Source organism: Natranaerobius thermophilus JW/NM-WN-LF (assembly GCF_000020005.1).
GTDB classification, from domain to species: domain Bacteria; phylum Bacillota; class Natranaerobiia; order Natranaerobiales; family Natranaerobiaceae; genus Natranaerobius; species Natranaerobius thermophilus.
This window is the reverse complement of record NC_010718.1, coordinates 2,369,305-2,383,131: the sequence shown is the minus strand read 5'-3', so window position 1 is coordinate 2,383,131 and position 13,827 is coordinate 2,369,305. Positions and strand designations below refer to the sequence as shown.

Here is a 13,827-nt window from a genome sequence, read left to right as displayed (position 1 = left end):
ATGTCGAGTCAAAATTTTGAGACAAGGATTTTACATGCCGATGAAGGTCACAAGAATGATGCAGGTGCACTTAGGGTACCAATTTATCAAAGCTCAACCTTTGTATTTGACAGTGTTGAGCAGGGTGCGTCCAGGTTTACAGGTGAAGAAGATGGCTACATTTACACCAGATTAGGTAATCCCACTCAATCAAGCTTAGAAAAACTTATGGCAAATTTAGAGGGAGGAGAAGACGCTCTCGCCGTGAGTTCAGGCATGGCAGCTATCTCTTCTGCTATCATGAGTTTACTCAGCTGTGGGGATCATATGATCGTTTCAAATCCTCTGTATGGATGTACTCATTCTTTTTGTGTGGATATATTGCCTGAATGGGGTATTGAAGTGACTTTTGTCGATATGACAGATCCAGACAATATTTACAAAGCGATAAAAAGTAATACCAAAGTTATTTACACCGAGACACCGGCTAATCCTACCTTATATCTAATAGATTTAGAACGAGTTGCGAAAATTGCCAAGGAGAAAAATCTTACCACAATAACTGACAATACGTTCATGAGCCCATATCTACAAAGACCACTTGAGTTGGGCATAGATGTGGTTGTCCATAGTGCTACTAAATATCTCTGTGGGCATGGTGATACTGTAGCTGGAATGATAGTAGGACCAAAAAAGATAATTGACAACATTAATGGGACTACAATTAAAAACTTCGGTGGAATTATAGGCCCCTTTGATGCTTTCTTGATTTTGAGAGGAGTTAAGACACTAACACTTCGGATGGACAAGATTTGCGAAAATGCCAAAAAAATAGCTGAATTTCTCGATAATCACCCTGCCATAGAAAAAGTGTATTATCCAGGACTGGAAAGTCACCCTCAACACGAACTAGCTAAGCGACAGATGAGAAACTTTGGTGGAATCGTGACCTTCGAACTTGCTGATGGCTATGAAGCCGGGAAAAAACTGCTTAACAATGTTGAAGTTTGTACTCTAGCGACTAGTTTAGGTGATGTAGATACATTGATTCAGCATCCAGCTTCCATGACTCATTATGTAGTTCCTAAAGAAGAACGTGAGAAAAATGGTATTACTGATGGATTAGTAAGACTTTCTGTAGGAATAGAAAATGTCAACGATATTATTGAGGATTTAAAACAAGGATTGAACTAAGATATCTACAGGAGTGATGAAAATGAAATCTGAACAGATAAATCATCTAGGAGTCATTGCGGGAACACCGGTTGATACGGAAATGGGGGAGATGCTGTTAAGATCGAAAGCGTTTACAGCAAGTGGTAAAAGCATCTCGGCTACTCCTGAAGAACAAGCCAAAATGCAGGTGTTAGAACAACAGAGATTGTTTGAAGAAACTTTAAATAAAGTGAAAGAACTAAGGGACTTGGGTGCCGAGGGAGTAATCATATATTGCAATTCACTTAGCGCTTCCCTCGATTTAGATAAACTGAAAAAGTTATCTCCCCTTCCTATAGTCACACCATTAGATATATATAAAGAAATTGCCAATGATTTTCAGACTATAGCTCTGATGTCGGCAACAAACTCAAGTAATATTACCATCGAAAAGGTCATGAGACAGAACAATTCTTATATTACAGTTCTGGGCTTTAGTTTACTACCAGTAGTCTTGCAAATTGAGAAAGGGGTGGCGCCGGAGAAAATAGTTCATGAAGTGGGTATAAAGGATCTGTTAGCAGCAATAAGTAAATTAAAGGTTGAATCATTAATACTTGCTTGTACGCATTTTCCTTATTTTAAAGATGAAGTAGACGAGCTTATTTCAGAACAAGGGTATACTTTTGAATTGATTGATCCTGCAGAGAAGATGGTAGAAAAATTCTTAAATTATCAAAAAATTTAAAAGTTGAGTCTGTTAAGTTGTTATGAAAAATAAGCTCATTTGCTCGCAAGATTTCAAAAGATTTGGCAGTCAAGCGGCATTATTACTATGTAAAAGCCAAAAAGTCCTATTACGATTAGAGTAATTAATCCCAGCAACTTGAGCAGGAGTAGACTGATTCAAAACATTGCTTGTCCTAACAAAGTTAAAAGCAAACACAAATACCGCAATCAACTTGTTGGCTGACTGGAAAGAAGCAAATCCTCTGCGTTGCTTAACCCAGCTTTTGAAAATCTGAAAAAAAGATTCAATTAAGTTATTAGAGATATCATCTTGAAAAGACTCGACTCTGATGTGATTAGAGTTTGGAAACAGAACTTTAATTGGAGCATTGTAAGCCCAGTATCTATCTGTAACGATACTATGAGGCTGTCCAAAATGTTTCTTAGCATAGTTCAGCACTTTAAAAGCAGCCTGGCTATCTCTGTAAGGAGATAGATGAAATGCAAGCACAAATCTAGTTTCAGCATCAATAACAGTCCAGGCGTAGAATCTTTTGCCTTTAATTTTAATTACAGTTTCGTCGACATGCCACTCATCAGAAGAGTCAAGATCTATTGGCTTTAGATATCTAGAGATATAAAGAAACAGAGGAGCAAACTTTTTAGTCCAGTCAGCAATAGTAACATGAGATACTTTAATTCCTTCACAATCAATAAGGAACTGTGAGACACCTCTAGTAGAGCTACCATTGATAAAGTACAGGTAAAGAGCTCGAATAACAGTATGAAGAGAATGTCTCATGTTAGAGAAGTCTACTTTGCCGTCAATATCAAGTTGCGAAGGTTCAGGAATACTTTGAGGTTTAGGGACATAGAAAGAATGATTACAGCTTTTGTCCCAACACCTCAAATTAGAATAAAATTCATAGTCGTGATGTAAAAATGTAGCTTTACCGCATTTAGGGCAAGAGGGATATTTACGAGGTTTATTAGGACCTCTTTTATCCCCGCCTTTAGAAAGTGTCTTAGGTGCAAACTGACTAAAACATTCTTGACATTGATACTTTTGATGACCATGATTATCAAAACCAAACCTATAAAACTTGTCAGAGCAGTTATTATTGCATCTAGGGCATACAACTTTAGTCATGGATCAGTCTCCTTTCTCCCGGAGGGTTTTGATTTCTGTCTAAAACTATCTTAACTCCGGGACGGAGACTGATTCAAATATCATATAACTTAACAGAACTTAAAAGTTTTAGAGGAGGATTTGAAATGAAAAATGAAATTGACAAGGCTCAAGAAATTCAAGAAGGACCAAAGGCAAATCCGATAGCACTATTACCTTTTATTTTGTTTCTGGGTTTATACCTGGGTATAGGGATTTATTTACAGGTCACCGGTGTGGAAGATCCTTTCTACCAATTTCCGATGCCCGTAGCCGTTTCAATCGGTGTGGTCCTGGCGTTTATAATCTTAAAAGGTACTGTTGCAGAAAAAACGGAAACATTTTTAGCTGGTATGGGTGAGAAAAACATATTAACCATGTGTACCATCTATCTATTAGCTGGAGCTTTCTCCGCAGTATCTGAAGCCATGGGCGGTGTTGATTCTGTCGTTAATTTTGGATTGTCTTTAGCTCCAGTTAACCTTTTAACCATTGGATTATTTTTGATTACAGGTTTTATTTCAATTTCAACTGGTACATCTATGGGAGCCTTAGGTGCAGTTGCCCCCATTGCCTTGGGTTTTGCTCAAGAAACTGGTTTGAGTTTACCTTTGATTATGGCGGTTATAATAGGTGGTGCCATGTTTGGGGATAACCTTTCAGTAATATCTGATACCACCATTGCAGCTACAACTTCTCAAGGTGTAAAAATGCGTGATAAGTTTAAAATTAACTTATTTATTGCTGTACCAGCAGCCCTTGTAACTATTGTCCTTCTATTTTTCTTTTCAGGAACTCCAGATGAATTACAAACGGGTGGTTATGATTATAATCTGATTAAAATAATTCCGTATATTTTTGTCTTAATTTTTGCAATAGCAGGTGGGAATGTATTTTTAGTTCTAACTAGTGGGATTGTAATGGCTGGTTTGATAGGAATGCTTTACGGGGAACTGAACTTTCTTACTTTCGGCCAAGAGATTTATGATGGTTTCTTATCAATGATGAATGTATTCTTGGTCTCGTTAATTACCGGTGGATTGGCTAAAATGGTAACAGATGCCGGTGGACTGCAATACCTTGTAGATTCCATCAATAAGAGAATTACGAGTAAAAATTCTGCAGAACTTGGTATAGCTGGACTAGTTGCTTTAACAGATGCTGCAATTGCTAATAATACTATTGCAATCATAATTAATGGTCCAATAGCTAAAAAGATATCTAGGACTTTTAAAGTCGATCCGAGAAGAAGTGCCGCACTAATGGATATTGCTGCATGTGTAATGCAAGGGGCTCTCCCATATGGTGCTCAAATACTTATGGTAATGGGGCTTACAGGCGGAGCCGTTGGTCCTTTAGATGTTATTCCATTATTATGGTATCAGGGGCTATTAGCCATCTTTGGAATCATGTCTATCTTTATTCCATTTGCCAACAAACTCATTAAAGATGAACCTTGGGACTGGGAACAAGAAGAATCTATTGAAGGGTAACTTTTACGCTGGATTGTGAAAATTAATATGTTGGAAATTTAGAATAAATTAGTAGGGTGTACTGTCTATTTTGAATGTTGAATGGTCTTTTATATGGGCAGTATGCCCTACTATTAATATTTATAAAATTACAAAAAAGTGATATAATTAACTGTATAAATTGTAAATTATTTTGATATATTATCATCATTCAAAAATAAATGATATTAGAATGGTAAAAGGTTTGAAGGAAAAATTATGGAATTATTTATTAAGTAGGTTGTAGGTAGTTGTTAGTGGTTAGTGCCAACAAAAGGAGTGAAGTTTAATGGAAGATTGGAATATTAAAAAATTAAAAACAACTAGCTTAAGTGATAGGGTAATTGATCAAATTATAGATTTAATAGTTCAAGGTAAATTGAAACCTGGTAATAAACTTCCTTCTGAAAGAGAATTGGTGGAGTTATTTGGTGTTAGTCGAAGTTCCATAAGAGAGGCATTAAAAACATTGGAAAAAATCAATCTGCTTAAATCTGTCCCTGGAAGAGGTGTCTATCTTTCCAGTGAGGAAGATGAGGGATCAGTTAGCGCACTGGCTTATCCCCTTTTACTGACAAATGATATAGAAGAACTATTTGAAGCTCGTGAATTAATCCAAGTGGAAATGGCAAGAAAAGCGGCGAAAAGGGCAACTGAAGAAGATATTAAGAATATTAGAGAAGTAATCAGAAAAGCTTCACAAGCTGAAACGAAATCGGAAAAAGCCGAACTGGACGTAGAATTTGATTTAAATTTAGCCAAAGCTGCAAGGAATTCGGTCCTTTTAAAATTTTTAATTAGTATTCAAGAAGTGCTCAGATTAACTCAACTAAAATTTATTACCGAAGAAAGATACACAAAATCAATAAATGATCACACAAAAATCGTTGACTTTGTTGAAAAAGGAAAACCAGAGGAAGCCGCTGAAGCCATGAGAGTTCACCTGATCAGTGTTAAAGACGATATCAACTAAACCGACTAAATCCTTATATTCGCGAAAACGCAAAAAACGGTAGCATTGACGCTACCGCTTTTTATGTATAGATTATGTCGATAAATATGTAAAAAATAGCTATATTTATAAATTTGTAGATTTTCAATAGATAGGAAATATTGTCTTATGAACTTTTAGTTGCTAGCCTCATTTATTCTAGCTATTTCGTTGTCCTCAATTTCTATCTCTAAATCAACCCCCTGAACTTCCATATCTTCTTTTTCTTCTTCCTCAATTGCACTTAAATCACCATCGATATAGTCATTTGCATCAGCTGCACTAACATTTTCTAAATCTTTATTTTCTTGCATTGCAGCATTAACAATGGCATCTTCTACTATTGCCCATTCTGCATCTTCAGCTCCAGCTTCTGCATCTTCTATAAATTGCATCACATTAGGTGCAACAACTGCAACTAATATTCCCAGAATAGCTACAACAGCCAAAAGCTCAATTAAGGTAAAGCCCTGTTCCTCCTGGAACAGTCGTTTAATAATTTTAATCATGAGAACACCCCTTGGAAAGTAATTTTATGGAAATCCCTTTGTTGAGTCCATGCTATAAGCCATTAGTACTATTAGCAATAGGTAAATGGTATGATTTAACCTTTGTTCATTAATTTTTTAATTAAATTATTGATTTATTAGGTTATTCCTTTTAATAAAGATTAACAAATAATGTGGCTTATTTAATTGTTTGAAATAAATGATGAAATTAGTTGGATAAACAGGGGTTTTAGTAGATTGTGTTGAATAATGTTACATAGACCACATTATTTTCCAGGGTCAAAATAATGATTTAGTACATGTCAAAGTTAACATTATATAAAAGTTATTAATTTGGAGTAATCCGAACCCAAATTCTCACGAACAGGAGGTGAAAACCTGGGTTACTAAAAGTAGTAACCGGGGAAAGCCATGCAAAACCTCAAAAACTGTAAGCGGTGCGGAAAGTTATTTTTAAAAACGACCCGAGATATTTGCCCTGATTGTCATCAAAAGGAAGAAGATGATTTTTTGAAGGTGAAACAGTATCTGGATAAGAATCCTGGTGCGACAATTGTTGAAGTTTCCGAAGAAACAGAAGTATCTCAAAAACAGATCAGAAAGTTCATTGAAGAGGGTAGATTACTGACCTCAAAATACGAAGCCCTGACAATTGAGTGTAAGCGCTGTGGTAAGGAGATTTCTCAAGGTAAATATTGTGAAAGCTGTCAAGGAGAACTTTCCCAGCAATTTGAATCCGTCAAAGGAGAGCCCAAACAAACAGATGATGAAACTAAAGAAACAGGCAAAGTACATATTAAGGATCGTGTGGACAAGCGCAGAAGATAAGATGTTAGGATGATAATAAGATATGGTGGATAATTATCATAGGATAATAGGATGATAAGATAAAAAGATGATAAGATAAAAGGATGATAAAATTTTTGCGAAAAAAGCGATATAAAATAGCTTTTAAAAGCATATAAGAGCTAATTGGAGTTAATGCGGCCGCAGGGGAGTTGTGTGATTTAAGTTTTTGCTCCCAGCGGCCGACTTTATTTATAGGTGCAAATTAGGATTTCGGACTTGTGTCAATATATTCCTGTATAATTAGGAGTGACTTGTTATGGATAAAATTAGAGGGGACTATAATCAGTATTTGAGAACCTATCAAAAAAGTATCTCCCAACTGGATAAGGTCCAAAAAATTGAGAAAACAGGCAAGGGCCGGGGAGGAGAAGGTGCCAAGAAAAAGGATTCTCTGGAACTTACAGGTCTGTCTAAGGAGATTAAGGTGGCCAGGGAAAAGATCTCTCAACTGGATTCACAGGAGAAAGCTCGGGTCAACGAATTAAAAGAATCCATACAAAGTGGCACCTATGACGTTTCTGGTGACGAAATTGCCGGTAAAATCATTGAAACTGCCCGAGAAGTTCAATTTGACCGGGAAGTATAATTCTCAGTTATCTGGATATATAGATAACTACAGTTAAGTTAATCTCGGCTTAGATTAAATGGGGTGAATTATACATGGACAAACTATTACAAGATCTCTGTGAAAATTTAGAAGAACAGTTGGCCACTTATAAACTTTTGGTACAACAGGAAGAAGAGAAGCAGGAGGCCTTGATTCAGGGCGAGCTAAGTCAGTTAGAAGAACTGATTAAAAAGGAACAGAAAATAGTCTTTCAAAACGGTGAACTCGAGAGAAAGCGCCAGGAAATCATTGCCCAGTTGGCTGAAGAACTGGGTGAAGTTCAAGATGATCTGACTATTTCTAAATTGATAGAATACGCGGAAGGCGAGCTGGAAAAACGCCTATCCCAGGTTTACAGGGAACTGGAAGAGATCGTGATTACTTTGAAAGATTTGAACATAAAGAACAATTCCCTGATCCAACAGTCCCTCTCATATATAAATTACAGTTTAGATATTGTGGCAGGTGCCGGTCAGGATGATCCCGGCACTTACGGTAACGATGTTGGTGATGATTCGGGAAAAGCGGCCAAGAAAAGCAACCGCAGCTTTTTAGATAAAAAGATTTAGATCCTATTATTATTGTATTTAGACAATTTTTCACTAGGGGGTAGATTTACTTGAGATCCACTTTCCACGGTATGGAAACGGCTAAAAGGGCACTTTTTGCTCAGAGAAATGCACTTGATACTACTGGTCATAATATAGCAAATGCCGAGCGCGATGGTTATACCCGCCAGAAAGCACATATGAGTGCCACATCTCCATATACCATGCCTGCCCAGAATATGCCCGGAACTGCCGGACAGATCGGAACAGGTGTGGAAGTTGAGAGTGTTGAAAGGATGCGGGATGATTTCATAGATTCACAAATTAGAGAAGAATCCCGGTTTAAAGGGAATTGGGAAAACAAAAATGATACCCTGAAAAAAATAGAAACCTTATATACAGAACCATCGGATAGTGGTTTGAGATCTGTATTCGACCAGTTCTGGGAGTCTCTACAGGATCTTTCCAAGAATCCGGAAGACAGGACCGCTCGTACCCAGGTCATGGAACGGGGTGTTTCCCTGGCGGATACTGTTAACCACATGTACGGTCAGTTTGTAAACTTAAAAGAAGATTTAGATGAAAGTATAGATATCAAAGTTGATGAGATTAATTCCATTGGTCATCAAATTGCCGATTTGAACGAGCAGATTCAAAATATCGAGCTTCGAACTAACCAAAACGCAAATGATCTCCGCGATAAGCGAGATATGCTTTTAGACGAGCTTTCCGAGCTTACAAATTATAATTTAAGTGAAGATGATAAGGGAAATGTCAGAGTTAGTATAGGCGGTACCTCCCTGGTGGAAGGGAATCGGGTCAATGAGCTTGAATTCGAAGCGGAAGCTGCTGATGCAGATAATGACAACGGAAACAACGAGGGCAATGGGAACATCTATTTAGACGATCAAGAACCTAGAGGTGGTAAAGTTAAGTGGAGCCATACCGGAGAGGAAGTTAACTTCCGGGATGGTGCCATGGGCGGTCTGATGGATTCCCGTGATAAAATCGTCCAGGACCACATAGACGAACTCCGAAGTGTCATGGCCCAGTTCCAAGAAAGCTTCAATGTTGTGCACAGTGATGACAGGGCTTTTAACCACTATCAAGCCCAGGCAGCCCAGGATGGGGAGGACCCTTTTTCAGACGATGTTAATCAGGTGGATAATTTCTTCGAATGGAAGAATGATGGCAATGAGCTATTGACAGTTAATGAAGAAATTCAAGAGGACGTTTATTTGATTAATGCGGGATACATAGACAATGACACCCTTTCAGAATACCTGGATGGAGACTATGATGACGATGATCTATCTGATATGGGATTAGAAGATATATTTGGCGACAATTACGAAACACAAGAGCCCGAAAACATGGATATTAATCCTAACAAATTGATGTACCGTGGAAATGGTGAAAACGGTAAACGCCTGGCTAATTTAAAAGATGAAGACATTATCAAAGAAGTCCCAAGTGAAGATAATTTTGATAATGATGAAAAAATTTCTGGAGACACAACTTTTAATGACTATATCGATGCTGTGGTTTCAGACCTGGGTGTAGAAGCCCAGGAAGCTGAACGAATGGTGGAAAACCAGGAATTACTAGTAGATCAGCTAGAAAACAGGCGAGAGGCCGTAAGTGGTGTATCCATGGACGAGGAAATGACCAAAATGGTCCAACAACAACACGCCTACAACGCTGCTTCTCGAGTAGTAACCACCATAGATGAATCCCTGGATACCATAATAAATCAAATGGGTATTGTTGGGCGCTAATTTCAAAGCATACAATTATGATTTGATGCGAAGTGGAACTATCTGAATAAGATAAATCTAGATGTTTAATTAAGAAACAACCCATAGAGAAACTGATTATTGAGGAACTGTCAGGAGGGTGAATATATGCGGGTGACCAATAAAATGATGAGTGACAATATGTTGAGGAATCTGAACACAAATTTGCGGGATATGAATCATACCCAGAACAAGCTTTCCACCGGAAAAAGAATTTTAAGTCCTTCCGATGATCCAGCGGGAACTGCCAGAACCCTGGACCTTCGGACTGAGGAAACTGAACTGGCTAAATACAAGCAAAATGTTGATGATGCCGATTCCTGGTTGACCAGTACTGATTCCGCTTTAGATGAAGTTGACGATGTTCTACAAAGGGTTAGAGAACTAACTATATATGCAGCCAGTGACAGTGTGGATCAGCAGTCCAGAGAGGCCCTGGCAGCAGAAGTTATGGAATTAAAGGAACACTTAGTGGAAGTTGCCAATACTGACTTTGGTGGTAAGCACATTTTTGGAGGGCATAATACTACTGATAAACCCTTTGATATGGATGACGTTGAAGAAATGAACGGCGAAGAAGGAGAATACAATACCTTTGATGTAGAGTACTCCGGAAATCGAGGACGCCTTAATACCGACATCAGCTCCGATGTAACGATTTCTAAAAACCTGCACGGTGAAGAAGTTTTTGGCTCTTTCGATGAAGAAGAAAACGGAGAAAATGGTGAGAACGGTGATGAGGCCATCTCACAAAATATGTTTAAAATGCTGGACGGGGTTTATGATAGCATGATGGAAGATGATGGCGGTGGAACAGAAAAACTCTCCAACGAACACTTGCAAGATCTCGATCACTGGATTGAGAACAACTTGGATAATAGAGCAGAAGTCGGAGCAAGACAAAACAGGTTAGAGCTAAGTAAAAACCGCCTACAAGATATCGAACATCTAACCAAAGAAGACTTATCCGAAACGGAAGAAGCGGATATGGCCAAGACCATCATGGACTTAAAGAGCCAGGAAAACGTGCACCGAATGGCTCTGTCAGCAGGTGCTAGAATAATTCAGCCCACTTTGTTGGATTTTCTTCAATAGAGTCCGGATAAAGTAAGGGTGAATAATCTAAGAGGTGAATAATCATGGGAGTTGGTCTAGAAAGACGCTTACAAATTGATTTTAACTTTGGAAAATTGCAGTTACAGTCTAGCCCAATGGATTCTGGTGTGGATGCCAGTAGGCGGGAGTTTCAGATGGATAAGCAAAAGCGTCAGTTTGAATTGTCCACTGAAGATCCCAGGGTTGAGATAGATTCCAAGCATGTATGGGAGGATTACGGCCGCTACGATATAGTTTCACTGCGGGCAAAAAGCGCCCAGGAAGGTATGGAAACGGCCCATGAAACTATTGGCCGTATTTCTGCCTGGGGTGATCAGCTTCAGCGCATTGAAGATGGTGGTAACCCCATCATTGAACAACTGGAAGAACATATCTGGCCGGAAAAAGAGATCAATGTGGCATTGGTGCCGGAAAATCCTCCTGAAATTAATTTTGTGGAAGGTGAAGTGGACCTGGATTATTCACCGGAAGAGGTTGAAATAAATTTAGAAGATATCGCCCGTAGAGTATATATCAATTCAGGAAATCTTAATATTGATGTAAACCCTGAACCTAGGATTGATTTCAGAGTGGAATAATCGAAATAACTAAATGACTATAAACAGCAGCATAAAGCCTACGCTTTAGCTGTGGAAGTATTTCAAAGTAAGAACCTGTCTTAAAGAGGTGTTAAAATAATGAAAATAACTAGTCCTCATTTTGGGGAAATAGAAGTAAATGAAGACAAGATTATAACCTTTCCTACAGGTTTAATTGGATTTTCCGACTGCAAGAGATATCTTCTCTTGGAAGGTGAACAGGGAACTCCCTTTTGGTACTTACAATCAGTGGAACAGGAAGATCTGTTCTTTGTAATGATAGATCCTACCAACTTTTTCGAAGATTATCAGATAGAACCTAGCAGCCAAGACCTGGCTGCTATAGATCTCAAAGAATCTGAAAATGCCGTGATCTTGACTTTAGTTACAGTACCAGAACAAGATATCAAAAGTGCTACAGTCAATCTAAAAGGACCTGTAATTATAAATCCCGACAGGCGTTTAGGTAAGCAGATAGTATTACATCCATCGGACTATACCACTAAACATCCCTTATTCAATGATCAGGGAACCAAAGCGAGAGGTGCAGTCTGATGCTTGTACTCACTAGAAAGCAAAACGAATCCATTATGATAGGTGATGACATAGAAATTACGGTAGTGGGTACAGAAGGAGACAAAGTGCGCCTGGGTATCAAAGCCCCCAAAGATGTGGAAATTCACAGGGCAGAAGTATATCAAAAGATCCAGGAGGAGAATGTGAAAGCTTCCCAGGTTTCAGAAAATGTGTTGGATAAACTGTCCGATGCACTGCAAAAGAAAAATAAATGATAAAATATCAAATGGGGCCGAAAAACAGAGCAAAACAAAGGACAAGCTATTTATAATATTATAATCGCTCGTATTTCTACCTAAACACATTAATGAAAATGCTGATCATTGTCGATATATAAGAGTAGAGTGAAAGCTTAGTTTATATATAATTAAGCATACATAATTGAAGATCTTAATGGATTTTTATTAGTTTATACTTTTAGGGGACAACCCTTAATAAAGGGTTAACCATAGAAAATTCTCTCGAGGTGGCCACCGAGAGGAGCAAATTTAAATGGGCAGGGAAGCCCAAAAAACAAAAATCAAGGAGGATGATTTTCATGAGAATTAACACGAACATTGAAGCGTTGAATGCTCACCGCAACTTAGAGCAAACTAATCAAAACATGCAGAAAAACCTAGAAAGATTGTCAAGTGGACAACGAATCAACAGAGCCGCTGATGATGCAGCAGGTCTAAGCATTTCAGAAAAAATGAGAGGTCAGGTAAGTGGTCTTGATCAGGCAGTAAGAAACGCTCAGGACAGTATCAGCTTAATCCAAACTGCAGAAGGTGCTCTAGAAGAATCCCATAGTATACTGCAGAGAATGAGAGAGCTAGCTGTACAATCAGCTAACGACACAAATATCGATGCAGACAGAGGGGAAATTCAAGAGGAAATTGATCAACTTGCAGAAGAATTACACAGAATCGAAGAAACCACAGAATTTAACACACAAAATCTAGTTGACGGTGATTTTGCTGGAACTTTCCATATCGGTGCAAATGAGGGTCAAAACTTACAATTGAACATTGATAATATGGGAGCGTCAGAATTAGGTGTTGGTGAAGAATATACTGCTACTAATGATGAGGCGGATTTAGATGAAATAGCTGTTGCTGATGGTGAAACCTATGAAGTTGTTGAACTTGATGAAACACTAGATGGGGTATTTGATGGGAATGGAGATGCTCACTACGGACTAGTCAATAATGAAGGAGAATATGTAGCACTAGCTGATGATGAAGCACAAGAATTTGAATTTCTCGATGATGCAGAAGCAGATTTAGACGAAATTGGAAGTGACGAAGTTTCAGACGAATCTGTTGATTTCGGAAACACAGTAGACCGCGGTAGTGTAACTATAGAAGAAAATGATGAAGGGGAGATAGAAGCTACAGCAAGAATGGGAATAGAAGTAGATGAACAAGAATCAGCTGATGAAGCAATCACTGATATAGATAACGCTATAGATACAGTATCTTCCCAGCGTTCTGAACTGGGAGCTCTTCAGAACAGATTAGAGCACACTATCAACAACTTAAGTGTAGCTTCTGAAAACTTATCTGCTGCAGAATCCAGAATCAGAGACGTTGACATGGCAGAAGAAATGATGGACTTCTCAACTCAGCAGGTACTTGAAGAAGCAGGTACAGCTATGATGGCTCAGGCCAACATGCAGCCTCAATCAGTTCTTCAGCTTCTTCAGTAATATACCTTGAATAACAGGGCCGGCC

Annotated in this window: 15 protein-coding genes; 13 read left to right on the top strand and 2 right to left on the bottom strand. The window is 38.3% G+C overall.

Translation table 11 applies throughout. The annotated features are described in order from the left end of the window. On the top strand, positions 1–1,173 hold the full coding sequence (gene megL / locus NTHER_RS11405; protein WP_012448662.1) for a methionine gamma-lyase: 1,173 nt from the start codon (positions 1–3) through the stop codon (positions 1,171–1,173). Positions 1,174–1,195: 22 nt separating this feature from the next. Next, positions 1,196–1,882, top strand: coding sequence for an aspartate/glutamate racemase family protein (locus NTHER_RS11400; protein ID WP_012448661.1), 687 nt, complete (start codon positions 1,196–1,198; stop codon positions 1,880–1,882). 69 nt (positions 1,883–1,951) lie between these two features. Here the strand turns inward: NTHER_RS11400 and NTHER_RS11395 are convergent, their stop codons facing one another. After that, on the bottom strand, positions 1,952–3,013 hold the full coding sequence (locus tag NTHER_RS11395) for an IS6 family transposase (protein WP_012446527.1): 1,062 nt from the start codon (positions 3,011–3,013) through the stop codon (positions 1,952–1,954). A 125-nt stretch (positions 3,014–3,138) separates the two neighbouring features. Here NTHER_RS11395 and NTHER_RS11390 point away from each other — a divergent pair, with 125 nt between their 5' ends. Both NTHER_RS11390 and NTHER_RS11385 read left to right on the top strand, forming a co-directional pair. Further along, the gene (locus tag NTHER_RS11390) at positions 3,139–4,524 is read left to right on the top strand and encodes a Na+/H+ antiporter NhaC family protein (protein ID WP_012448660.1); all 1,386 of its coding nucleotides are present in this window, start codon (positions 3,139–3,141) and stop codon (positions 4,522–4,524) included. A 307-nt stretch (positions 4,525–4,831) separates the two neighbouring features. After that, positions 4,832–5,515, top strand: a complete 684-nt coding sequence (locus NTHER_RS11385) for a FadR/GntR family transcriptional regulator (protein WP_012448659.1) — start codon at positions 4,832–4,834, stop codon at positions 5,513–5,515. A gap of 155 nt (positions 5,516–5,670) precedes the next feature. Here NTHER_RS11385 and NTHER_RS11380 read toward each other — a convergent pair whose 3' ends face one another. After that, a complete protein-coding gene (locus NTHER_RS11380) occupies positions 5,671–6,042 on the bottom strand; it encodes a prepilin-type N-terminal cleavage/methylation domain-containing protein (RefSeq protein WP_012448658.1) in 372 nt (123 codons plus the stop codon). A 411-nt stretch (positions 6,043–6,453) separates the two neighbouring features. On the opposite strand from NTHER_RS11380, the gene NTHER_RS11375 reads away from it, so the two are divergent. From NTHER_RS11375 to NTHER_RS11335, 9 genes are all read left to right on the top strand, one after another. Continuing rightward, a complete protein-coding gene (locus tag NTHER_RS11375) occupies positions 6,454–6,870 on the top strand; it encodes a TIGR03826 family flagellar region protein (protein WP_012448657.1) in 417 nt (138 codons plus the stop codon). A gap of 277 nt (positions 6,871–7,147) precedes the next feature. After that, on the top strand, positions 7,148–7,477 hold the full coding sequence (gene flgM / locus NTHER_RS11370) for a flagellar biosynthesis anti-sigma factor FlgM (protein WP_012448656.1): 330 nt from the start codon (positions 7,148–7,150) through the stop codon (positions 7,475–7,477). A gap of 74 nt (positions 7,478–7,551) precedes the next feature. Beyond that, entirely contained in the window at positions 7,552–8,067 is a 516-nt protein-coding gene (locus NTHER_RS11365; RefSeq protein WP_012448655.1) for a flagellar protein FlgN, read from the top strand. 50 nt (positions 8,068–8,117) lie between these two features. Beyond that, complete coding sequence (gene flgK / locus NTHER_RS11360; protein WP_012448654.1) at positions 8,118–9,824, top strand: flagellar hook-associated protein FlgK; 1,707 nt, start codon at positions 8,118–8,120, stop codon at positions 9,822–9,824. A gap of 126 nt (positions 9,825–9,950) precedes the next feature. Further along, a complete protein-coding gene (gene flgL / locus NTHER_RS11355; RefSeq protein ID WP_012448653.1) occupies positions 9,951–10,937 on the top strand; it encodes a flagellar hook-associated protein FlgL in 987 nt (328 codons plus the stop codon). A gap of 44 nt (positions 10,938–10,981) precedes the next feature. After that, positions 10,982–11,536 carry a DUF6470 family protein gene (locus NTHER_RS15340; protein WP_012448652.1) on the top strand — a complete coding sequence of 185 codons (555 nt, stop codon included), beginning with the start codon at positions 10,982–10,984 and terminating at the stop codon, positions 11,534–11,536. Positions 11,537–11,635: 99 nt separating this feature from the next. Beyond that, positions 11,636–12,091: a flagellar assembly protein FliW gene (fliW, locus tag NTHER_RS11345; protein ID WP_012448651.1), complete on the top strand. Its 456-nt coding sequence runs from the start codon at positions 11,636–11,638 to the stop codon at positions 12,089–12,091. Further along, positions 12,091–12,327 (top strand): carbon storage regulator CsrA, encoded by a 237-nt coding sequence (csrA, locus tag NTHER_RS11340; RefSeq protein WP_012448650.1) that lies wholly within the window; start codon positions 12,091–12,093, stop codon positions 12,325–12,327. Before fliW ends, csrA begins: the two co-directional genes overlap by 1 nt. 323 nt (positions 12,328–12,650) lie before the next feature. Further along, complete coding sequence (locus tag NTHER_RS11335) at positions 12,651–13,802, top strand: flagellin N-terminal helical domain-containing protein (RefSeq protein WP_012448649.1); 1,152 nt, start codon at positions 12,651–12,653, stop codon at positions 13,800–13,802. Positions 13,803–13,827: the final 25 nt, after the last annotated feature.

Bases quoted from the DNA above. Each gene is read 5' to 3' on its own strand.
- megL (WP_012448662.1), top strand. From the start codon at position 1: ATGTCGAGTCAAAATTTTGAGACAAGGATTTTACATGCCGATGAAGGT.
- NTHER_RS11400 (WP_012448661.1), top strand. From the start codon at position 1,196: ATGAAATCTGAACAGATAAATCATCTAGGAGTCATTGCGGGAACACCG.
- NTHER_RS11395 (WP_012446527.1), bottom strand. From the start codon at position 3,013: ATGACTAAAGTTGTATGCCCTAGATGCAATAATAACTGCTCTGACAAG.
- NTHER_RS11390 (WP_012448660.1), top strand. From the start codon at position 3,139: ATGAAAAATGAAATTGACAAGGCTCAAGAAATTCAAGAAGGACCAAAG.
- NTHER_RS11385 (WP_012448659.1), top strand. From the start codon at position 4,832: ATGGAAGATTGGAATATTAAAAAATTAAAAACAACTAGCTTAAGTGAT.
- NTHER_RS11380 (WP_012448658.1), bottom strand. From the start codon at position 6,042: ATGATTAAAATTATTAAACGACTGTTCCAGGAGGAACAGGGCTTTACC.
- NTHER_RS11375 (WP_012448657.1), top strand. From the start codon at position 6,454: ATGCAAAACCTCAAAAACTGTAAGCGGTGCGGAAAGTTATTTTTAAAA.
- flgM (WP_012448656.1), top strand. From the start codon at position 7,148: ATGGATAAAATTAGAGGGGACTATAATCAGTATTTGAGAACCTATCAA.
- NTHER_RS11365 (WP_012448655.1), top strand. From the start codon at position 7,552: ATGGACAAACTATTACAAGATCTCTGTGAAAATTTAGAAGAACAGTTG.
- flgL (WP_012448653.1), top strand. From the start codon at position 9,951: ATGCGGGTGACCAATAAAATGATGAGTGACAATATGTTGAGGAATCTG.
- NTHER_RS15340 (WP_012448652.1), top strand. From the start codon at position 10,982: ATGGGAGTTGGTCTAGAAAGACGCTTACAAATTGATTTTAACTTTGGA.
- fliW (WP_012448651.1), top strand. From the start codon at position 11,636: ATGAAAATAACTAGTCCTCATTTTGGGGAAATAGAAGTAAATGAAGAC.
- csrA (WP_012448650.1), top strand. From the start codon at position 12,091: ATGCTTGTACTCACTAGAAAGCAAAACGAATCCATTATGATAGGTGAT.
- NTHER_RS11335 (WP_012448649.1), top strand. From the start codon at position 12,651: ATGAGAATTAACACGAACATTGAAGCGTTGAATGCTCACCGCAACTTA.